This is a genomic window from Nostoc sp. FACHB-110 (assembly GCF_014697425.1).
In the GTDB taxonomy this organism is placed as follows: Bacteria; Cyanobacteriota; Cyanobacteriia; order Cyanobacteriales; family Nostocaceae; genus Nostoc_B.
In genome coordinates, this window is the sequence record NZ_JACJRU010000012.1 from 167,202 (window position 1) to 184,497 (window position 17,296).

General features: G+C 39.9%; 17 protein-coding genes and 1 pseudogene. 7 read left to right on the forward strand and 11 right to left on the reverse strand.

Features of this window, described 5'->3' with window-relative positions:
* Positions 1 to 17 precede the first annotated feature (17 nt).
* On the forward strand, positions 18 to 1,097 hold the full coding sequence (locus H6G69_RS14225) for a glycosyl transferase (RefSeq protein ID WP_190687819.1): 1,080 nt from the start codon (positions 18 to 20) through the stop codon (positions 1,095 to 1,097).
* 10 nt (positions 1,098 to 1,107) lie between these two features.
* Here H6G69_RS14225 and H6G69_RS14230 read toward each other — a convergent pair whose 3' ends face one another.
* The 3 genes from H6G69_RS14230 to purS form a co-directional block, all read right to left on the reverse strand.
* Positions 1,108 to 3,042, reverse strand: a complete 1,935-nt coding sequence (locus tag H6G69_RS14230) for a type I restriction enzyme HsdR N-terminal domain-containing protein (protein WP_190687822.1) — start codon at positions 3,040 to 3,042, stop codon at positions 1,108 to 1,110.
* Positions 3,043 to 3,273: 231 nt separating this feature from the next.
* Complete coding sequence (gene purQ, locus H6G69_RS14235; protein WP_190687825.1) at positions 3,274 to 3,951, reverse strand: phosphoribosylformylglycinamidine synthase subunit PurQ; 678 nt, start codon at positions 3,949 to 3,951, stop codon at positions 3,274 to 3,276.
* A gap of 107 nt (positions 3,952 to 4,058) precedes the next feature.
* Complete coding sequence (gene purS / locus H6G69_RS14240; protein ID WP_190687827.1) at positions 4,059 to 4,337, reverse strand: phosphoribosylformylglycinamidine synthase subunit PurS; 279 nt, start codon at positions 4,335 to 4,337, stop codon at positions 4,059 to 4,061.
* Between the two features lie 145 nt (positions 4,338 to 4,482).
* Here purS and H6G69_RS14245 point away from each other — a divergent pair, with 145 nt between their 5' ends.
* The gene (locus H6G69_RS14245; protein ID WP_190687830.1) at positions 4,483 to 4,869 is read left to right on the forward strand and encodes a Fur family transcriptional regulator; all 387 of its coding nucleotides are present in this window, start codon (positions 4,483 to 4,485) and stop codon (positions 4,867 to 4,869) included.
* Positions 4,870 to 5,207: 338 nt separating this feature from the next.
* On the opposite strand, the gene H6G69_RS14250 is transcribed toward H6G69_RS14245, so the two are convergent.
* The 4 genes from H6G69_RS14250 to H6G69_RS14265 form a co-directional block, all read right to left on the reverse strand.
* Positions 5,208 to 6,206, reverse strand: coding sequence for an SPFH domain-containing protein (locus H6G69_RS14250; RefSeq protein ID WP_190687831.1), 999 nt, complete (start codon positions 6,204 to 6,206; stop codon positions 5,208 to 5,210).
* 57 nt (positions 6,207 to 6,263) lie between these two features.
* Positions 6,264 to 6,695, reverse strand: coding sequence for an NfeD family protein (locus H6G69_RS14255; protein WP_190687834.1), 432 nt, complete (start codon positions 6,693 to 6,695; stop codon positions 6,264 to 6,266).
* Between the two features lie 499 nt (positions 6,696 to 7,194).
* The gene (locus H6G69_RS14260) at positions 7,195 to 7,995 is read right to left on the reverse strand and encodes a PD-(D/E)XK nuclease family protein (protein WP_190687877.1); all 801 of its coding nucleotides are present in this window, start codon (positions 7,993 to 7,995) and stop codon (positions 7,195 to 7,197) included.
* A 64-nt stretch (positions 7,996 to 8,059) separates the two neighbouring features.
* Complete coding sequence (locus H6G69_RS14265) at positions 8,060 to 8,230, reverse strand: hypothetical protein (RefSeq protein WP_190687837.1); 171 nt, start codon at positions 8,228 to 8,230, stop codon at positions 8,060 to 8,062.
* Positions 8,231 to 9,211: 981 nt separating this feature from the next.
* Between H6G69_RS14265 and H6G69_RS14270 the strand changes: the two genes are divergently transcribed.
* On the forward strand, positions 9,212 to 12,760 hold the full coding sequence (locus H6G69_RS14270; protein WP_190687840.1) for an NB-ARC domain-containing protein: 3,549 nt from the start codon (positions 9,212 to 9,214) through the stop codon (positions 12,758 to 12,760).
* Positions 12,761 to 12,828: 68 nt separating this feature from the next.
* Here H6G69_RS14270 and H6G69_RS14275 read toward each other — a convergent pair whose 3' ends face one another.
* Both H6G69_RS14275 and def read right to left on the reverse strand, forming a co-directional pair.
* On the reverse strand, positions 12,829 to 13,032 hold the full coding sequence (locus tag H6G69_RS14275; protein WP_190687843.1) for a hypothetical protein: 204 nt from the start codon (positions 13,030 to 13,032) through the stop codon (positions 12,829 to 12,831).
* Between the two features lie 10 nt (positions 13,033 to 13,042).
* Complete coding sequence (def, locus tag H6G69_RS14280) at positions 13,043 to 13,606, reverse strand: peptide deformylase (protein WP_190687847.1); 564 nt, start codon at positions 13,604 to 13,606, stop codon at positions 13,043 to 13,045.
* Positions 13,607 to 13,752: 146 nt separating this feature from the next.
* Here def and H6G69_RS14285 point away from each other — a divergent pair, with 146 nt between their 5' ends.
* The 4 genes from H6G69_RS14285 to H6G69_RS14300 all read left to right on the forward strand — a co-directional run bounded on the left by H6G69_RS14285 (position 13,753) and on the right by H6G69_RS14300 (position 16,790).
* Complete coding sequence (locus H6G69_RS14285; RefSeq protein WP_190687850.1) at positions 13,753 to 14,097, forward strand: hypothetical protein; 345 nt, start codon at positions 13,753 to 13,755, stop codon at positions 14,095 to 14,097.
* Positions 14,094 to 14,522, forward strand: coding sequence for an HNH endonuclease (locus H6G69_RS14290; RefSeq protein ID WP_190687853.1), 429 nt, complete (start codon positions 14,094 to 14,096; stop codon positions 14,520 to 14,522). Before H6G69_RS14285 ends, H6G69_RS14290 begins: the two co-directional genes overlap by 4 nt.
* Positions 14,523 to 14,619: 97 nt before the next feature.
* Complete coding sequence (locus tag H6G69_RS14295) at positions 14,620 to 16,131, forward strand: AAA family ATPase (RefSeq protein ID WP_190687856.1); 1,512 nt, start codon at positions 14,620 to 14,622, stop codon at positions 16,129 to 16,131.
* Between the two features lie 173 nt (positions 16,132 to 16,304).
* Entirely contained in the window at positions 16,305 to 16,790 is a 486-nt protein-coding gene (locus H6G69_RS14300) for an SH3 domain-containing protein (RefSeq protein WP_190687859.1), read from the forward strand.
* Between the two features lie 88 nt (positions 16,791 to 16,878).
* Here H6G69_RS14300 and H6G69_RS14305 read toward each other — a convergent pair.
* Positions 16,879 to 17,097: pseudogene (locus H6G69_RS14305) on the reverse strand (hypothetical protein); the annotation flags it as partial.
* Between the two features lie 29 nt (positions 17,098 to 17,126).
* On the reverse strand, positions 17,127 to 17,296 hold a 170-nt coding region (locus H6G69_RS14310), incomplete at its 5' end, for a transposase (RefSeq protein ID WP_190687862.1).

Below are 17,296 nucleotides of genomic sequence, written 5' to 3' on the forward strand. Positions count from 1 at the left end.
ACACTTCATACTTTTCTATGAAACGCCCCATCTTATACTTAGCTATTACTAATCACGGTTTTGGTCATGCTACTCGCACCGCATCGGTAGCAGCAACTATCCAAAAGTTGTGTCCAGATGTGCTGTTAATTATGGTGACAACTGCACCGCGCTGGTTATTAGAGTCATACATAGAAGGTGATTTTATCCATCGTCCCCGCGCTTTTGATTTGGGTGTGATACAAGCTGATAGTTTGACAATGGATAAAGACGCGACTTTAGCAAAATTATTAGAGATTAAACAGCAGCAAAATTCTTTAATTGCTTCAGAAGTGAACTTTATCCGCCAAAATCGTGTGGATTTAATCTTAGCTGATATTCCTTTTCTTGCGCCTTTATTTGCCAAAGCCGCACAAATTCCCTGTTGGATGATGAGTAATTTTGGTTGGGATTTTATCTATAGAGATTGGGGAGGTGAATTTATGGCGATCGCAGATTGGATTAGTGAGTGTTATTCTAAGTGCGATCGCTTGTTTCGTTTACCATTTCATGAATCAATGCAGGCTTTTGCCAATATCACAGATGTTGGTTTAACAGGAGGTTATCCGCGTTATTCTCTTGATGAATTACGCACTAATTGGGGCATAACTGCACTACAAGAAAAAACTATTTTGCTGACTTTTGGCGGCTTAGGTTTACAACAAATCCCTTACACCAACTTACAAAATTTTCCCGATTGGCAATTTATTACTTTTGATAAATCTGCACCAGATTTACCTAATTTAGTCAAAATTAATGATAGTAAATATCGTCCTGTAGATTTTATGCCTCTTTGTGACAGGATAATTTCTAAACCAGGTTACGGCACTTTTTCCGAGGCGACGCGTTTAGAAACACCAATGGTGACAATTCCGCGCGATGATTTTGCCGAAGCTAGTTATCTGTTAGAGGGAATCACTAATTACAACCATCATCAAATTGTTACCCCCGCAGAATTTTTTACAGGTAATTGGAATTTTCTCAATGAACTACCCCAGCCGCCACAGCAAACCCAACCAATTGCTAAGGATGGAAATGAAGCGATCGCCCAAGCTATTATTAGGCAAATAGGCAATTAGTCAATCATAATTAACGATAAGGATATACATGGCGCATTTCAAATCGGCATTGTTCCCATAATGGTAATAATGCCTGTTTAGCTGCATTTAATTGTGATTGAGAATAATGAATCTTGCAATTTTCAATTATCCAAATAAATAGGCGAGTCATTAAATTTGCCTTCCAACTGTTTTCGTATTGACAGTTATTGATTCTGGCTAATTGGGTATCGAGGTTTTGCAGAGCTTCTTTCAAATTACCAATTTCCCAATTTTTCAAATTCTTGGGGTTGGCTTTTGCTGAATTTTCCCAATCTAACTTTTGCAAATTTTTAGTAATATAGTCAATACTTGCAGTAGCAGAATCAGAATTTTTGACTAAATCGGTCAATACTTGATAATATTGTCGCAAGCTGGCAGCAGGAATGTTTTCTCTATATATACTAAGCCACGCTTCTAGATTACGAAGATAAGGTAATAAATCTGGAATAACATTGATTTCTTTGAGAATAGTATTTTGGGGTTGATAATTTAAAATATTTTTGGTTAAATCAAATTCTAATACTTGATATTGTTGCGAATAATCATCTATTACTTTGGGAATATATTTTTCGATTAACCAAGTTTTAGTATATTTAGCTGTCCAAGTTCCGCGCGGGCCAATATCTTCGTGCCAATAATTTAACTGACTTCTTTCTAAAGAAGCTATATGAACATCACTAACTTCATATAATATATCAACTTGGTTATTAGATAGTGCAGAGGAAAATTTACCAAGTATTGGTAAAATAAACGCATGATCACGAATACCGCGACTAATCCGAATTGAAGTATTTTCTTGGTTGAATAAATGCCACTCTGATTTACCTTGGGCATAGTTAAATCTTTTAATAAAATTATGCATAATTTTCCATAGTTTTAAGTCTACAGAAAATAGATGAAAGCCTCTAGCATTAGGCATTTCTACTAAGTGAAAATCCCAGGTTGCTAAATTGTTTTCAAATTCAATAATTTTTTGTTTATATTCCTGACAAATCACATCTACACATAAGCATAAATCAGCTGCTTCTAACTCTGATAAAATTACTGTTGTTTGGCCTAAATATGCTTCAAAATTATCTGCATCTATTTGTTGAAGAAACCGACGACAACCCCATTGCGCCTCAGTATGCAGTCCGGTCATTAAATAACCTAAAATTTGTTGATGGTTGAGGACAATTTTTAAACCTCTTAAAATAATGCTACTAAATTTAATTAAACAATCTCCTTTACCAAAAGCTTGCGGTAAGTTACATTCAATTAAAACTTTAGGCTTTACCACAACTAAGCGATCGCCTTCTTTAATTAAACATGGTTCAAAGTCAGATTTTTCTAAATAAATCCCAAATTCTTGATGTCGTCTTAAATACTTTTCTATGTTAACCAATTGCCAGGGTAAATCGTTAAATAAATTTTTACGGTTATTTTTAATTTGCTTAAAATTAAGCTCTTGATAGAAAGCTTCTGCTACTTGACTATTTCTGAGTTGATCAATCATCGTATCAAATATTGATTCTTCTCGATGATAATGAAAATATTTAAATGCCTTAATTTCATATCCATTAGTGACAATAAAAATTAAAGGCTTCAGATATTTACTATAAAATTTTGCTTGGTTAATAGCTTCTGGAAAATAATGGGTATTGGGAGATAGATAAATCACAATCACCAAGGATGTGTCTGCATTTTGTCGCACCACATCATCGGTTGCAAAATAAATTTGAGCATTTTTGAGTTGCTTGGCTGGATTATCTAAATCATTACTTGTTAAAGTATATTTACTCTGCCGATAGGAATCTGGATATCCCAAGTGTTGAAACATCGGCCAAATAAACTTTTTTTCTACATCTGCTTCTGTTTGTAAAACTCGAATATCAAAAGCTTGTATCCAACCAATAAATAATTGCCGCGAGTCAGGAATATACATTATATAAATTTACTGCTTGTATAAATTTGCTTGCGTTGAGAAAGTAAATTAATTAGCAATTTATCAATTTAGTTTATCCAAGATAGTAATTTGAACTACCTCACTAACTTGCAGCAGTAATTTTCAATTGTGGCAAAAATATCTGAGAAATTCTATGATATTTTATACAAAAAAATTAGGGAACATAACTGTCCCCTGACTTACTTGTGATTTTCGCTGTAAACTGCAACTTTAAACGACAGCCGCGACTTTTTCTAACAATCCTTGAAATAGACTTAAACCATCGCTATCACCTAGCATCGTATCTGATGCCCTTTCTGGGTGTGGCATCATTCCTAAGACATTGCCTTGGCGATTGCAAATTCCAGCAATATTTCTCAGTGAACCGTTGGGGTTTTCGCCTGCGTAGCGGAATACTACTTGGCCATTGTCTTCTATTGCTGACAAAGTAGCTCTATCAGCATAAAAGCGTCCCTCTCCGTGGGCAATAGGTAGGGTGATTACTTCACCACTGCTGTAAGTTTGTGTCCAAAGAAGATTGGTATTTTCAACTTTTAAGGGGACACGATCGCAAATAAAATGCAAATCTCGATTTCTCGTTAATGCCCCAGGTAATAGTTTAGCTTCAGTTAATACCTGAAACCCGTTACAAATACCGAGAACAAACTTACCCTTTTGGGCGTGTTCAATTACCTGCTGCATCACAGGCGAGAACCGGGCTATAGCACCGCAACGCAGATAATCTCCATAACTAAAGCCACCAGGGATGATAATCACATCCAAATCCGCAATGTCGGTATCTTGATGCCAAACCATCCGTGTTGGTTGACCCAACAAATCTCTGGTGACATAAGCAACATCACGATCGCAATTAGAACCGGGAAAAACAATAACTCCGAATTTTGTCATTTGTTATGTGTCATTGCTCATTGATCATTTGTCATCTGCCAGTAAAAAGTCAAAAGTAAAAGGGACATCATTTTGCCCTTTTACTTTTTCCTTTTACCTTTTAACTTTTAAAACACTCCCGTCTGTGTTTCGACTTCAATTAAGTCAAATCGATAGTTTTCAATTACAGGATTGGCTAGCATCTGGTCACAAATGCTATCTAAGTCTCTCCGTGCTTTAGTCTCATCTTGAGAGATGATGGTAAGTTCTATGTACTTACCAATCCGCACGTTTTCCACTGTTTCGTATCCCATCTGCCTGAGACCAGATTGTACAGCCACACCAGCAGGGTCTAGGACTGAAGGACGAAGCGTTACATGAATTTTGGCTAAATACTTCCGTTGCACAGGTTTTTTGCTGAATGCTGCGATCGCTATACTATAACTTTCTGTTCCAACTGAGTGAAAATAAGATTGTGAAACAGTTAAAGTTAATTTATTAGATAGCCAGTATAACAGCTTCCACTACAGTGGCGAATATCGATTATTGCTTATGAGAGCCATACGCACCCGCAGTCAAGATCGGATTTTGAATCTGCTAAAAACCGTCAAACAAGGCATTTCTGCTCAAGATATTTACGTAGAATTACGTAATCGCAATCAGAATATGGGTTTAGCCACAGTCTACCGATCCTTGGAAGCTTTAAAACTCGAAGGCCTAGTGCAAGTCCGGACATTAGCTAACGGTGAAGCCCTCTATAGTCTAGCCCAGCAAGACAAACACCATCTCACCTGTCTACAATGTGGCACTTCTATACCTATTAATCAATGTCCAGTTCATGACCTAGAAGACCAACTCCAAACTAGCCATCAATTTAAAATTTTTTACCACACTTTGGAGTTTTTTGGCTTGTGCGGTCAGTGTCAGACTAATGAATAGTCATTTATCCTTTGTTACTTTCTCAGGGATATAAGTACTAGTAACTGAATGGCACTAAGATAAGTAAGTCGGAGTAAATAATTATTGTTAGAATAAGGCAGGGGGCAGGGAGCAGGGGGAAAAAGCGTTTGAGCCTTATTTACTTTTCTTCACATAGTTTGGTTTTATTGCATCGACTTACTTAACGCCAAATCCATTACCTATAATGCTTTTGGGTGTGGGGAATTCAGAAGATGTGAACTCCCAAGCACAATTAAAATTTAATTGTCTTAAACACTACACCCTACACCCTGCCCTAACGACGTTTCACGTTTACAAGAGTGCCATTCTACTAGTAACTATTGACCATTCACATCTGAGATTTGTCTGGTAAACAAAGGGTTAGAGTCGGTTGGTGTATCAGCCACTATAGAGCGAATACCCTCGAAGGTAGCCGGGATAGTGCGAGGATCCATAAACATGACTTTGCTGCTATCGCTTTTACCGATAGTTGCTCCCATATCGAGATAGCCCAATGCAAACAACACTTCTAAGGCTTTGCTAGCATTGGCGTTAGTGTTGATTTTTTGAGCAATAATTTCTGCCGACTCAGCAATGGCTTGGGCTTTGAGAACTTGCTGTTGGCGTTCAGCTTGGGCTTTTAACACAATCGCTTTTTGTTCAGCTTCAGCCTGTAAAATCACTGCTTTTTGCCGTGCTTCTGCATCTAAAATTTGGGCTTCTGCTTTACCTCTAGCACTATTTATGGCTGCTTCCCTTTCACCCTCAGAATTTAAAATAGCTGCTCTTCTGCGTCGTTCTGCTGACATTTGTAATTCCATCGATTCGCGCACCGCTTGAGATGGAATAATATCGCGCAGTTCTACCCTTGTGACCTTCACACCCCAAGGATCAGTAGCAATATCTAAATCTCTGAGTAAAATTTCATTAATTTGCGATCGGGCGGTAAAGGTTTCATCTAACTCTAATTGTCCCATTTCAGAGCGAATTTGAGTTAACACCAAGTTGGTCATTGCTGATTGGAGATTTTCTACCTTATACCAGGCTTTTTCCATATCCACAATCCGCCAGTAAACCACTGCATCTACTTCTATACTAACGTTGTCACGAGTGATGCATTTTTGTGGTGGGATATCTAAAACTTTTTCGCGGATTGTTTGTTGATAAACAATTTTATCCACAAAAGGCACAACTATATTTAGTCCTGGTTCTAGCTTTTTGTGATAGCTCCCTAATCTTTCTACCAACGCCTCATTACCTTGATTAATTACTTTAACAGTGCTGGCAAAGGCAGAACCACCAAGGGCTAGAGCCATTAATAATAAAATTTGTTCCACTTTAAATCTCCTGGTTATTTCATCTTTGTAGATATCCCTAAAACCACTTCAAACTTGCTAAGAATGTAAGAAGTTTTCTGGCATCACAATTAAGGTAGTGCCTTCTCTTCTAACTACATAAACTCGTTGATGGGGAGCAATATCAAGTTTGTCATCATCACACCGAGCGCGCCAAGAATTGCCTTCATATAGTACTCGCCCTGTTTGACCCGCCAGAATTTCTGTTAAAGTTTCCGCGATAACTGCATCTTGAATTTTTGACTTGCGTCGTCGCGGTTGCAAAAATCGCCGGGATATTAACACCAATATTGTGGAAAGCAATAGCCAAATTGCTACTTGCAACCATAAACTCAAACCAAATGGGGACAGTAACGCCACAGCAAAGGCACTGATTCCCATCATGAAGGCTACAAAAGCCGACGGTAAGAACAGTTCCGATAAACACAAAACCGATCCAGCTAAGAGCCAAACTAAGGTATAACTTGCCATAGCGCCATCCTAGACACTACATTTACCAAAAGCATTTCTGAGATAGATCCACTCAGAAATTGACGTTTTACAGAAAGCAAATCTTGGTCTTGGGAAAATTAATGTTAATTAATTTCAGTAACAAGATGTAGCCAGAGGTACACGAAACCAGTCTATTCTAGCCAGCAAGTCTTGACCGCGAAATTTAATCGAAATTTACGAGTTGATTTTTGGGAAATTTATACTTCACTTTTCATGCACTAAATTTGCGTACTGGAGCGAGCGCTCATCAGTCATACCGTTTCACTTTAAGTTTGATACAAATGGGTCGCAGGGGGCAGGGAGAAAGAATTAAAAACCAATGTATTTGTATCAGAATTTTCGGGAAATGGTATCAGTAGCGAGTGGACTAATATCGTTTCACTAACTCTCCCCAACCCTGCCCTTAGTAAGGGGGATGATGCGCAATAGAGGGGGTGGGGTGTATTTCATTTGCTGGGGAATTGCTATAAATAGGCTCTCAAAGTGATACTTCTTGAATAGTGTCAATATTTGGTAATAAATCTACTCTACCTTCCTCAGTAGCTTGTATACGTTGACACCGAGTCGCAAATTGGCAATAATTACAGGCTTTACTACCTTCAATGACTTGCGGAAATTGTTGACCTTGTTGGTAGAGTGCTAGCCAATTTGTGAGATTATTTAACAGTTGATTAAGTTTTTTTGCTGTTTGCTGGTGTTGCTTATTAGTATAAGTAAATTTAATATTTTTTGGTCTACCTTCAGATTGGACAAACCAATAAGTCATAGAGATATTTTCTGGCAAGTATTCACTAGTTTCAACTAAGACATACAGATAAAGTAGTGTTTGCCAATTTTGCGCGAGATTGCGTTTATCTGGTGGTTTAGGATAAGTTTTCCAATCTAGAATTTGTGCTTGTTGATTATCGGCAATTAATAAATCGTAAATAACTGTCAGTAAATAATCTTGAACTTGTAGAGTGCGGTAGTGTTCGCTTTCTCGAAATGTTTGGTTATCGGTTATGGGGGTAACAATTTCTGGGGCTGCATTAGCAAAAGCAGACATCCAACTTTTGAGTTGAGTATCTGCTTGCAAGAAACTATTAATAGGTAAACCCATTTCTTGCTGCTGCATTAGCAGGTGAAAACGACTACCTAAAGTTTGCTTATCTTCGTGTTCGGGGTTAGCGGGAGAAGTAAGTTGTTCTAAATAAGTATGCTGAAACTGACGAGGACAACGTTCTAATAAATTCAGCTGTCCTTGCGAGAGCCTGAGTAAGTAAGTCGGTGTTGATAGCATTCTTTTATTGTAGAAGCGATCGCCCAAAAGACGTAGCATTGCTACGTCTTTTCAGGTGGAATGACTATTTGTCTTTTGGCTTATGTGAACCAAAACTGTAAACCATCGCTATTTTTACAATGTCAAAATAAGCAGCGTGATTTTCTTTGTTAACAATTGCTAAAGAAATCGCCCCAGCCACTAAAATCACCAACATAGGCGATAGTGTGTATTTATGAGATTCGTTGTTTGACATAACATGATCTCCTACTGATATGCCTTTGGCTAACTGCAACTTAGCCAAAGGCAATTAATTAAGTTTGTCCGTTAACTAGAGATTGCAACTTTCGTAAGGTACGTGAATAATTAACGCCACGACTCAAGTATCATTGCAATCATCAGCAGACATAACAAGAAGGCTACTGACCTCAAAAACCATAGCCATAAACTTGGCCAGAGTAGAAGTTTTGTAATTGAGGCTGTACCAAAAACATGAGATATTACCAATGCCACCGCTAAACCAAGTGAGAGCAAAAGTAAATACTTCAATCCTTTGCACACTAACTTGAAAAGCAGAATTCGCTCGTTTTTGAGATTAGTTTTCATGATTTTTGTCCTATTTTGAGAGTTGAATCTAGGGCATAAGCGTACCCGCGATAACTCTAAACAAGGAGCAAATGCTTAAAGCTTGGCTCCCAACCAGTTAAGCAATTTTAGATTTGGGATTTTAGATTTTAGATTGACTGCACCTAATCCAAAATTTAAAATCTAAAATTATGAGGTTTTAGGCACGCAACAGACCTACCAATCAATGCCAACAACGGGTTGTTGCATTATTCAAATATTCGTAGTATTGAAGATAAAACTCCTCGAAAATTTGCAGGGATATTTGGGAGATTCGTTTTTTAGATTTTTAATGCCCGTGATGACAGATAACGCACATCACGCGCATCAATACCTAAATAGTCTGGAAAAAAGTGACAAACTTTGATGTTGCTGCTTTTAGCCTTTGTCTTCACCCCTTACTCACTAAGTTTCTTGACAAGCAGTGGCTAAAGTGACTTAAGTTACTTTAAACTGTTTTAAACTCACTATAAAGTAACTTAGTGAGATGGTCAAGGTAATTCTCAAAAAAATATGCATAAAGATATATAGGAAATAGATAAAGCATTCCTTTTTACAGATTAGTCCTCACATAGTGAGATAACATTGGTGTGAAGTTAATTTGGGTGGGTGTATGAGTGAGATTCCTGAACAGGTGCTTTTGGCATTAGCCCAAAAACGCAGCTTGTCTATCAGTGAGCAAGAGGTGTTTTTATACGCAGTTGAGGGCAAATCACCAAATGCGATCGCCAAAGAAATAGGTATTAGTGCTGAGGCAGTACGGAAAAGATTAAGTGAGATTTACAAAAAATTTGAAGTGAGCGGTACAGGCCCGGGAAAGCTCACTAAGTTACAACAAGTGATTACAAATGACTACGTAGAATTTTCTCCCAGCACAGAACCCATTGTTTACCAAAAACAAGATTGGGGAGAAGCACCGGGAATTTGCTTGTTTTACGGTAGGACTGTAGAACTTTCTCAGTTAACTCAGTGGCTGGTTGATGACCAATGTCGGCTAGTGGCAATTTTGGGTATGGGGGGAATTGGTAAGACTTCTTTATCGGTGAAGTTAGCACTAGAAGTGCAGCATCACTTTGAATATTTAATTTGGCGGAGTCTTCGCAACGCGCCTCCAATTAACGAAATGTTGGCGAATTTGATGCGATTTTTATCTGACGAACAAGAAACAGATTTGCCAGAAAGTATCAATGATAGAATTACTCAGCTAATTTCTTATTTGCGCGATCGCCGTTGTCTTTTGATATTAGACAATGCCGAAACAATTTTACAAGCAGGTATCAAAGAAGAATCCGGTCAAGAACTTTGCGCCGGACAATATAGAGATGGCTATGAAGGATATGGTCTGTTGCTCAAACGTATTGGTGAAGAAACTCATCAAAGCTGTTTAATTCTGACATCTAGAGAAAAACCCAAAGAACTTGCTCCTTTAGAAGGTGCAGCTTCACCAGTCAGAACAGTATCTTTAACAGGTTTAGGAGAAGCCGAAGGTCAAGAAATTCTCAAAGACAAAAGTATATTTGGCTCACAACAAGACTGGTCAACATTAATCGGAAATTATTCTGGTAATCCGTTAGCCTTAAAACTTGTTTCTGAGACAATTAGAGAATTATTTGGAGGTGATATTCAAGCTTTTTTAAACGAAGGAGAAATAATTTTTGGTGATACTCGTCACTTATTAGAACAACAATTTGCACGCACAACAGAACTAGAAAAAGAAATTATTTATTGGTTGGCAATTAAACGAGAGTTAGTTTCTTTAGAAGATTTACGCAGTGATTTTGTCCGACCATTAACCAAACGGGAATTGCTCGAAGCACTCGAATCTTTACGTAGGCGATCGCTAATTGAAAAAAGTGTTGCCTTATTCACATTGCAACCTGTAGTCATGGAATATGTCATCGATAGATTCATCGAACAGGTCTGTGAAGAAATTACGACAGGCGACATAGCTTTATTTATGAGCCACCCTTTAATGGAAGCCACTGCTAAAGATTATGTGCGAGATATTCAAATTAGACTGATTGTCCAACCGCTCAAGGCTAGATTAATTAGCATTTTTAGAATCTCGAAAAATTTAGAATCTAAGCTGTTACAAATTCTGGAAAATCTCAAAGATAGATATTGTGTCAAACCAGGATATGCAGGCGGAAATACTTTAAATCTTCTGCATCAAATACAAACTAATTTCACTTACTATGATTTTTCCGATTTAGCTGTTTGGCAAGCTTATTTACAAGGTGTCAATCTCCATCATGTAAACTTTGCTCATGCTGATTTATCTAAATCAGTTTTTACCCAAACAATCTGGCCGATTTTGTCAGTAGCGTTAAGTCCTAATGGTAAACTTTGCGCTGTTGGTGATGCCAGCAATCAAATTAACTTGATCAAAGTTGGCAATGGTCAACCACTTTTTTCTTGTGATGGACATAGTAAATGGGTAAGGTCAGTTGCCTTTAGTGATGATGGTAAATTACTTGCCAGTGGCAGTGATGACCAAACAGTTCGATTGTGGGATGTCAAAACTGGTAAATGTATCGCTGTTTTAACAGAACATACTAGCCGCGTTAGGTCAGTAGCTTTTAGCCATGATGGCCAGTTACTCGCCAGTGCTAGTGACGACCAAACAATCAAATTATGGAATATTCAAAATCGTCAATGTCTCAACACCTTCAAAGGCCATACTAGTTGGGTTTGGTCAGTGGCGTTTAGTCCTGACGACCAAACCTTAGTTAGTGGTAGTGACGACCAAACATTAAAGTTATGGAGTGTGACTGAAGGTAAATGTCTCGACACCTTACAAGAACACATCCGTCCGGTATGGTCAGTGGCGTTTAGCCCCGATGGTAAGTTAATCGCCAGTGGCAGTGAAGATAAAACCGTTAAAATCTGGAATGTGAGTGACGGTAAGTGCCTGAAAACCTTAAACGGTCACACAAATTGGGTCTGGTCAGTAGCCTTTAGTGCCGATGGTAAGTTAGTCGCCAGTGGGAGTGAAGATAAAACCGTCAAACTCTGGAATGTGGGTGATGGTAAGTGCATTAAAACCTTATCTGGCCATAGTAATTGGGTAAGGTCGGTGGCTTTTAGTGGCGATGGCAAATTACTCGCCAGTGGGAGTGAAGACCAAACTGTCAGACTTTGGAATGTGAGCGATGGTAATTGTTTAAAAACTTTACAAGGGTATATTAATTGGGTGCGGTCAATTGCTTTTAGCCCTGATGGTAAACTGCTGGCTAGCACGAGTAATGACAAAACAGTTAGGTTATGGGATGTCAAAGTTGGCAAGTGCCTCAAAACTTTGCATGGTCATAGCAGTTGGGTGAGGTCAGTGGCTTTTAACCCTGATGGCAGTTTACTAGCTAGTGGGAGTGAAGATAAAACCGTCAAAATTTGGGATGTTGCGACTGGTGATTGTCTCAAAACCTTGCAAGAACATACTAGTTGGGTGCAGTCCGTGGCTTTTCATCCTGATCCGGAACGGCAAATATTAGCTAGTAGCAGCGATGATCAAACTGTCAAATTGTGGGATCAAAAAACTGGTGAGTGTCTGAAAACTTTGACAGGACATAGCAACCGAGTACAGGCGATCGCATTTAGTGGTGATGGTAAATTAGCCAGTGGGAGTGAAGACCAAACTGTCAAACTTTGGGACGTCGCCACTGGTGAGTGCCGCAACACACTGCTAGGACATACTAATTGGGTGAGGTCAGTTGCATTTAGTCCCGATGGCAAATTACTAGCCAGTGGTAGCGAAGACCAAACGGTGAGATTGTGGGATGTTGCCAGCGCTAAGTGCCGCAATACACTGCTAGGTCATCATAGTTGGGTGAGATCAGTTGCTTTCCACCCCAAGGGTAAATTACTGGCCACTGGAAGTGATGACCACACTGTTAGATTGTGGGATGTCATCACTGGTGAATATTGGAAATCCTTGCTGGGACATACTGATTGGGTATGGTCAGTAGTCTTCAGTCCCGATGGTTCAACCGTGGCCAGTGGTAGCCAAGATGAGACCATCAAACTTTGGGATATCGAAACAGGAGAGTGTCAACTAACACTCAGAGCCGACCGACCCTATGAAGGAATGAATATCACTGGCGTTACGGGGTTAACATCAGTTCAAAAAGAAACATTGAAAGCTTTAGGTGCGATAGAGAAGTAGAAAAATAAAAGGTAAAAGGGTGAAGTTTGATTTAATTTCATCCTTTTACCTTTTTATGTACCTGATGCTTATTTAATGTTAGCCCTTGCGTCCCTCACTGCGGCAATAAAAAATAATCCGGTTAGAGGAATACTTAATCCCAAGATAATTGCAGTAGTTTGGAAGCCTAAATCTGGCTGTCCATAACTGAGTTCAAACACCGAACCGACGGCGGCGATGGCTGTTATGCAAGACCCAGCGAGAAACAACCCGCTTTTTGGAGTTAAATACACTACTAGTCCCCTATGCTACTGGTTTCACTGCTTGATACGAGAAGCCATTTTTAGATAACTCCTGTGCCAAAGTCAAGGAATTCTCTACTCGGTCAACGAATACCACACCGTTGAGGTGATCCATCTCGTGTTGAATGCAGCGTCCGAGCAGGTCGCCGGCTTTTAATGTTTGAGGACGACCATATTCATCTTTGTAAGCAATTTCCACGACTTCTGGACGCTTCACATCCATGTAAACATTAGGAATGCTTAAGCATCCTTCTTGGGCGACGCAGATTTCTGGGCTGACTTGCTTAATTACCGGATTAATTAATACCAGTGGTGGCTTTGCTGGATTATCTGGTTCGCAGTCAATGACGATTAGTTGTTTATTAATTCCTACCTGGGGCGCAGCTAAACCAATGCCATCACTGCTGTACATAGTTTGCAACATTTCGCGTACCAGTTGACGCAATTCGTCATCAATTTTTGTAATGCGTTTTGCAGGTTGACGCAATGCGCGATCGCCCAGATAGTGAAGCTTTAACGGCGGATTTTTTAACTTTTTTTTCTCAACAGCAATTTCAGAGGGCATGATTTTTTCGATGGCTCAATTGTGCAAATTCCAACTATCTCAATTCTATCAATCTGAGTTAGACCTAATCTTGACGAAGCAGAATTCAGTATTGTTTGGAGTTGATTGCTAAGATAGGATTACATTGTTTTCTCAATATTTCTTGTATGTCCAAGCCAGTACAATACATAACCAATGAGCAAGGAGAACGAGTTGGGGTTTTATTGGACTGGAATACTTATTCTCTACTCGCTAATCCATTAGGATTGGATGATGAGTGTTTGGTTGGTTTGAGTGTGGATGAGTTAAAAGCACTAGCAAGTTGTAAATTAGCTGTAAACGAGCAAACACGTTTGGATGATTTAGTGGCGAGAAATGCAGAATCATTGCTCTGCACCGATGAGGTTGCTGAGTTAGATGATTTGTTGATGAAAGTAGATCAATTAACAATTCTTAAAACTCGTGCTAGGTATACGCTGAAGTGCTTGGAAAAGAGTAAAACAGCAGCGTGAGTGTTTATATTCGGGTTGAGTTGCAGCGACAAATCCGCGCTCGCTTTGGTGAGTGTTGTGCCTATTGTCGAACAGCAGAGTTTCTCACGGCTATGACGTTTGAATTTGAGCATATTCGCCCTCTTGCGGTTGGTGGGGATACTATATTTGAAAATCTTTGTTTTGCCTGTCCGTCTTGTAATCGCTATAAGGGAGATCGCCAGTCTGCTATCGATCCGCAAAGTGGCGAAACAGTTGCGTTATTTCATCCCCAAGCGCAAGTTTGGCAGGAACATTTTGCTTGGGATGAGAGTAGAACACAAATGAATGGACTGACAGCAATTGGTCGAGCCACAATTGAAGCACTACAGATGAATCGACAAGCTTTGGTTCGGGCGAGGGCAATGTGGGTTAAATTGGGTGAACACCCGCCAGCGTTAGATTGACTGAGGCGATGGCACTTTGATTGAGATGTGGTTGGTGCGTAAGTTCGGAGAAAGTTGTACATTGCCATCAAGAGCAACTCACAACTAACAGCTAGATATGAACTTCCGTGACGAGTTTAAATTGCTGCTACGCGCCCGTTATCCTTTAATTTACATTCCCACTTATGAGGAAGAACGGGTAGAAGCCGCCATCCGGGAAGAAGCAACTAATCAAGGAAATCGCCCTGTTTATACTTGGGATTTTGTCGATGGCTATCAAGGAAACCCCAATGATGCGAATTTTGGGAGACGTAATCCTTTACAAGCATTGGAATTTTTAGAGAAATTACCAGCCTCAGCACCCGCAGTCTTGATTTTACGCGATTACCATCGCTTTTTAGATGATGTGGCGATCGCGCGTAAACTTCGCAATTTCGCCCGACTCCTGAAGTCGCAACCAAAAAATATTGTTTTATTGTCGCCCCGCATCGCCATTCCTGACGATTTAACTGAAGTGTTAACGGTGGTTGAGTTTCCTTTACCCGCCGCACCGGAAATTAAAACCGAGATAGAACGCTTACTCCAATCCACTGGTCACTCGCTTTCTGGCAAAGTAATAGATGACTTGGTGCGTTCCTGTCAAGGGCTATCAATGGAGCGCATTCGCCGCGTTTTAGCTAGAGCAATTGCCACTCACGGCGAATTGCAACCAGAAGATGTAGACTTAGTTCTGCAAGAAAAACGCCAAACTATCCGTCAAACCCAAATCCTCGACTTTTACCCTGCCACTGAGCAAATTTCTGACATTGGGGGATTAGATAATCTCAAAGATTGGCTTTTACGGCGCGGTGGTTCATTTACCGACAGAGCGCGTCAATATGGCTTACCCCATCCCCGTGGTTTATTATTGGTAGGTATTCAGGGAACAGGAAAATCTTTAACAGCCAAAGCGATCGCTCATCACTGGCACTTACCCCTGCTACGCTTAGACGTAGGGCGCTTATTTGGTGGTTTAGTCGGTGAATCAGAATCGCGCACCCGGCAAATGATTCAGGTAGCCGAAGCCCTCGCCCCCTGTGTATTGTGGATTGATGAAATAGACAAAGCCTTTTCCGGTTTAGGGAGCAAAGGTGACGCAGGCACAACTAGCCGAGTGTTCGGAACTTTTATCACTTGGTTAGCTGAGAAAACTTCACCTGTATTTGTTGTAGCTACAGCTAACGACATTCAAGCCCTACCGCCAGAAATGTTGCGCAAAGGGCGATTTGATGAAATTTTCTTTGTCGGTTTACCTTCTCAAGAAGAAAGAAAAGCCATTTTTAACGTGCATTTATCTCGATTACGCCCACACAATTTAAAAAGCTATGACATTGACAGATTAGCTTATGAAACACCCGATTTTTCTGGGGCAGAGATTGAGCAAACTCTCATTGAAGCTATGCACATTGGCTTTAGCCAAAACCGTGATTTCAATACCGACGATATTTTAGAAGCTGCCAGTCAAATTATCCCCTTAGCCAGAACTGCTGTTGAGCAAATTCAAAAACTGCAAGAATGGGCCGCAGCCGGAAGAGCGCGTCTAGCCTCAAAACACAGCCCCTTAAGCGATGCTTTCGGCAAGCTACGCTAAAGCACTAATTATCCAGAGTCAACCGTCAATAGTCTATTTTCCAAAAAGGATGAAGCCTGAAGAATACAATTTCAGACTTCAGACTTCAGACTTCAGACTTCATCCTTCACACTTGACTATTGACCATTGACCGTTGACCATTGACTATTGACTATTGACTAACTAATTTAACTATGCTTTCTGGTTTACTCAAGTTAATACTAGGTTTTATCTTAGCGATCGCTGTTTTGTTAGGTACAGGTCTGACCGTTGCGCTCTATTTCGTCAATCGAACTGCCATACCTCCTGCTAAACCAATATTTGCCAACGATAACCCCTCGCTCAAAAATCAAACGACTCAAGAAGCCAAAACAGCATCTACTTCTGAAAATTCGCCCGAACCCTCTGCTACTTCTCAATCTACCTCTACGCCTACCCCTACAAAAACTCCTGATGAAGAATTACCAAAAGGTGCTTATCCAGGACGTGTTACTTGGTCTGAAGGTTTGAGTTTACGTGCTGAACCAACTCAAGAAGCCGAAAAAGTTGGGGGAGTAGCTTTTAACCAAAAAATTATTGTTTTAGAAGAAAATCCTGATAAAAGTTGGGTCAAAATTCGCATCGAAGGTAGCAAAGAAGAAGGTTGGGTAAAAATAGGTAATATCGAGCGTACAAACTAAGGTATAGCAATTTTAGGTGCTGCACTGAATAAATCAGTGCAGGTTGAAAAATCTCATGGAAAATTAAAGAAATTTGACCAATTTCTCTCTATTTGGTGTTCTCATCTACGCTGTTAGCACTTCTTTTGGCAGTATCAGGGTAGACTTTACCAAATTGTTTGACGGCTTCTACTGATTCTTTAGCAATTCTTTGAGCGCGCTTACCAGGTGTATCTTCGGTTTGGCGTGCTTCTCTATTCCACTCACCTGTGGTTTTTGGTCTATCAGCGTTGTCTTGATGTACTACTCTATCAAGCTCTCTGGTGACCAAAAGAATGGGATACAAGCCCCGTCGTTCTACGACGGCTTTTCTTGGTTTCTGATGTACTCCTTTAGGATCTCTAATGGCGCACCCCCTAAGGATACAGCAAAATAACTAGGACTCCACAAGGCTTCTTTGTGGGGTTTCTTGTATCCGGCTTGTCCATACCTGCGACTAGAAACACCTTTCAAAGCATTAACAATTT